This is a genomic window from Nocardioides sp., from assembly GCF_024509035.1.
Taxonomy (GTDB): domain Bacteria; phylum Actinomycetota; class Actinomycetes; order Propionibacteriales; family Nocardioidaceae; genus Nocardioides.
The window spans coordinates 1-3,315 of the sequence record NZ_JANINT010000229.1 but is presented as its reverse complement, the minus strand read 5'-3'; the positions used below and the strand labels follow the sequence as shown (position 1 = coordinate 3,315).

General features: G+C 73.3%; 6 protein-coding genes. 3 read left to right on the top strand and 3 right to left on the bottom strand.

Annotated features, from left to right (window positions below; translation table 11 throughout):
* A partial coding sequence (locus tag Q0L15_RS16065; protein WP_296605459.1) for a GNAT family N-acetyltransferase occupies window positions 1–218 on the top strand: 218 nt, incomplete at its 5' end.
* 4 nt (window positions 219–222) lie between these two features.
* Here the strand turns inward: Q0L15_RS16065 and Q0L15_RS16060 are convergent.
* The 3 genes from Q0L15_RS16060 to Q0L15_RS16050 are packed head-to-tail and all read right to left on the bottom strand — an operon-like array spanning window position 223 to window position 2,106.
* The gene (locus Q0L15_RS16060) at window positions 223–1,179 is read right to left on the bottom strand and encodes a folate-binding protein (protein ID WP_296605458.1); all 957 of its coding nucleotides are present in this window, start codon (window positions 1,177–1,179) and stop codon (window positions 223–225) included.
* A complete protein-coding gene (locus Q0L15_RS16055) occupies window positions 1,176–1,592 on the bottom strand; it encodes a Fur family transcriptional regulator (protein WP_296605457.1) in 417 nt (138 codons plus the stop codon). The genes Q0L15_RS16060 and Q0L15_RS16055 overlap by 4 nt, the downstream gene beginning before the upstream one ends.
* Before the next feature lie 19 nt (window positions 1,593–1,611).
* The gene (locus Q0L15_RS16050; protein ID WP_296605456.1) at window positions 1,612–2,106 is read right to left on the bottom strand and encodes an FABP family protein; all 495 of its coding nucleotides are present in this window, start codon (window positions 2,104–2,106) and stop codon (window positions 1,612–1,614) included.
* A 265-nt stretch (window positions 2,107–2,371) separates the two neighbouring features.
* Between Q0L15_RS16050 and Q0L15_RS16045 the strand changes: the two genes are divergently transcribed.
* Window positions 2,372–2,773, top strand: a complete 402-nt coding sequence (locus Q0L15_RS16045; RefSeq protein ID WP_296605455.1) for a VOC family protein — start codon at window positions 2,372–2,374, stop codon at window positions 2,771–2,773.
* Window positions 2,773–3,129, top strand: a complete 357-nt coding sequence (locus Q0L15_RS16040; protein WP_296605454.1) for a DsrE family protein — start codon at window positions 2,773–2,775, stop codon at window positions 3,127–3,129. Before Q0L15_RS16045 ends, Q0L15_RS16040 begins: the two co-directional genes overlap by 1 nt.
* The last annotated feature ends 186 nt before the right edge of the window (window positions 3,130–3,315 follow it).

The following is a 3,315-nucleotide window of genomic DNA, read 5'->3' as shown; positions in this document are numbered from 1 at the left end:
CCCTCGGCGAGGTGTACGTCGTCGGCATCGACCCGGCCGCGCAGGGCCGCGGCCTGGGCAAGCTGCTCACGCTCGCCGGCCTGCACCACCTGGCCGATCTCGACGTCGGCGAGGTGCTGCTGTACGTCGAGTCCGACAACGACCCGGCGGTCGCGGTCTACTCACGGCTGGGCTTCACGCACACCGCGGCCGACACGCACGTGATGTACCGGCGCTGATCGGTCAGCGCAGCGGGCGCACGTGCAGCCCGACCTCGGGGTCGACAAGGACCTCCTGGGCGGCGGGCATGCCGTCGACGGTCAGGGTCGCGTCGAGGGGGACGTTGCGCTTGACCATCGCCAGCGCGATCGGGCCGAGCTCGTGGTGGCGGGCCGAGGTGCCGACGAACCCGACCGTCTTGTCGCCGAGCAGCAGGTCGGCGCCGACGGGGGGCAGCCGGTTCTCCGAGCCGTCGAGGTGCAGCAGCGTCAGGCGGCGCGGCGGCCGGCCGAGCGTGTGCACCCGGGCGACGGTCTCCTGGCCGCGGTAGCAGCCCTTGTCGAGGTGGACCGCCGGGCCGATCCAGCCGGCCTCGTTGGGGATCGTGCGGTGGTCGGTGTCCAGCCCCAAGCGCGGCTCGCCGCGCGCGATCCGCAGCGCCTCGAACGCCCACAGGCCGCAGGCCGGGCCCGCCGCCTCGGCGTACGTCGTGAGCTGGTCGCGCGGGATGAGCTCGTAGCCGGCGTACGGCCCCTCGGCCGTCGCCGACGGCCGCCAGGTGACCGCGAGCTCGGCGGTCACGTCGGCGACCTCGACGCGCATCATGAACCGCATCCGGTCGAGGAACTCCACCAGCGCCGCGGCCGCTCCCGGCTCGGTGTGCGCGGTGAACGACTCGCCGTCGTCGTAGCCGAAGAACGCGTGCTCGACGTGCCCCTGCGGGCTGAGGATGAGCACACCGGTCGACACCTTCGGAGCCAGCGACTCGAGGTGCTGGGTGGTCAGCGAGTGCAGCCAGGTGAGGCGGTCGGGCCCGGAGACACGGATGACGTCGCGGTGCGACAGGTCGACGAACCCCTGGCCCGACTCGAGCGTGCGCTGCTCGCCGTTGAACGAGCCGTAGTGGGCGGCCACGTCGCGGTCGATGCCGTCCGCGGCGACCGCGCCGGGCAGGTCGAGCAGCGGGCTTCGCATGGTCATGTCTCCTCGCAGTGGGTGCAGCGGCCGAAGACCGCCAGGTGGCCGACGTCGAGCACGAAGCCCTGCTCGCGCTCGAGCCGCTCGGCCAGCGGCGCGACCACGTCAGGGTCAACCGAGACGACCTTGTGGCAATTCCGGCAGACCAGGTGGAAGTGCTCGTGGTCGCTGACCGAGTGGTACGTCGGCGCGCGGTCGGACAGGTGGGCGTGGCGCACCAGCCCGAGCTCCTCGAGCACCTCGAGGGTGCGGTAGATCGTGGAGACGTTGACCGCGCTCGACTGGGCGTGGACCTCGGCGAGCACCTCGTCGGGGGTGGCGTGGCCGAGCTTCTCGACCGCGCGGAGCACCAGCTGGCGCTGCGGGGTGAGCCGGTAGCCCTGCTCCCGCAGCTTGGCCGCGAGCTCGTCCGTCATGCTCCAACCACCGCCGGGCCTACTGACGCTCGAGCGTGGCCCACAGGTGCGGCTGGAGCTCCTGCCCGACGGCGGCCATGTCGTAGGCGTAGAGCAGCCGGCCCTCGACGTTGCCGTAGAGCCGCTTGCCGCCGGTGACCTCCTTGGCCGACTCGGTGAAGCTCACGCCGGCGGTGTGCAGCTCAAGCTTGCCGTCCTCGGCCTTGCCGTACCAGATCTCCGAGATGCCCGAGGAGTGCGACAGCAGCAGCTCGAGGTTGCCGCCGGTGCGGCAGCGCAGGAAGCCGGCCTCCTGGGCGGCGTCGCGCACCTTCTCACCGTTGCCGTCGACGATCCAGGAGCGGGAGAAGTAGTGGAAGAACGGGCGGCCGTCGTGGGTGAAGACCAGCTCCTGGCCGAACTCGAACTTGTCGATCGTCGAGTAGTCGCCGTGCCCGCGGCCACCCCATCGGCCCAGCATCCAGGCCACGGGAGCGCAGTCGGGGTGGAGGTTGTCGGGGAGCTCGAACGGCATGCGCCCACTCTAGGGCGCCGGTGGCGTGCGGGGTCAGGTGCCGCGAGCGCGGGCCCAGCGACGTTCGTGGCGACGACCGGCGCGCGTCCCGCAGAAGGCCTGGACGAGCTCCTCCAGGCTCGCCTCCTCGATCGACCTCGACCCACGGCGCCACCGCAGCACCTGACACGTCCGCACCCCTCGATTGCACTCCGGGCGGGGCCGTGCGGTCATGCCCACTTCGCGGTATCCCGGCCTCGTCGGCGGGGCTGCCTAGGATCGCCGCATGACGGCACCCACCCCGTACCTGCTCCTGCCGGGCACCGCCCGCGCGGCCCTCGACTTCTACGCCGGGGTGTTCGGCGGCGAGGCGGTGACCCACACGCTGGCGGAGTTCGGGCGGTCCGACGGCCCACCCGACGCGGTCGCCCACGGCTGGCTGCGGGGCGGCCCCGTGGACCTGTTCGCCTCGGACGCCGCCGAGGACCAGCGACCGTTCCGCTCCGACGGTCTGCTGATGTCCCTGCTCGGCACGGCCGGGCCCGAGACGCTGCGGGGCTGGTTCGCCGCGCTGGCCGAGGGCGGACGGGTCGTCGAGCCGCTCGAGACGCGGCCGTGGGGCGACACCGACGGGCAGGTCGTCGACCGGTTCGGCGTCCCGTGGCTCATCGGCTTCCAGGGCGCCTGATGCCGCGCCCCCTCGTCGTCAAGGTCACCTGCGGCGCCGACGACCCCGAGCGCGCCAACCAGGGCCTCACCGTCGCCGCGACCGCGCTGAGCGCCGGGGCGCCGGTCAGCCTGTGGCTGACCGGGGAGGCGGCCTGGCTGGGGGCCGGGCGGGGCGGGTTCGTGCTGCCGCAGGCCAGCCCCGCGGCCGACCTGGTGGCAGCAGTGATCGCCGGCGGTCAGGTGACGGTGTGCACGCAGTGCGCGGTGCGTCGCGAGCTCACGCCGGACGACCTGTTGGAGGGTGTCCGGATCGCCGGCGCGGCGGCGTACGTCGAGGAAGTGCTCGCGCCCGACGTGCAGGCGCTGGTCTACTGACCGTTCGGCACCACATGTGCCTCAGGGACCCCTAGGCTCACCGGTGATGGACGCGAACGACCCCAGCCCCACGCGGTGGTGGCAGCGCAAGCAGGACCAGGCGACCGACGACCCGCCGGTCGAGCAGCGCCCGACCCCGCCGGCTCCCCCGCGCACCCCCGCCGACGTCGAGGCCGCCGCCGCGCG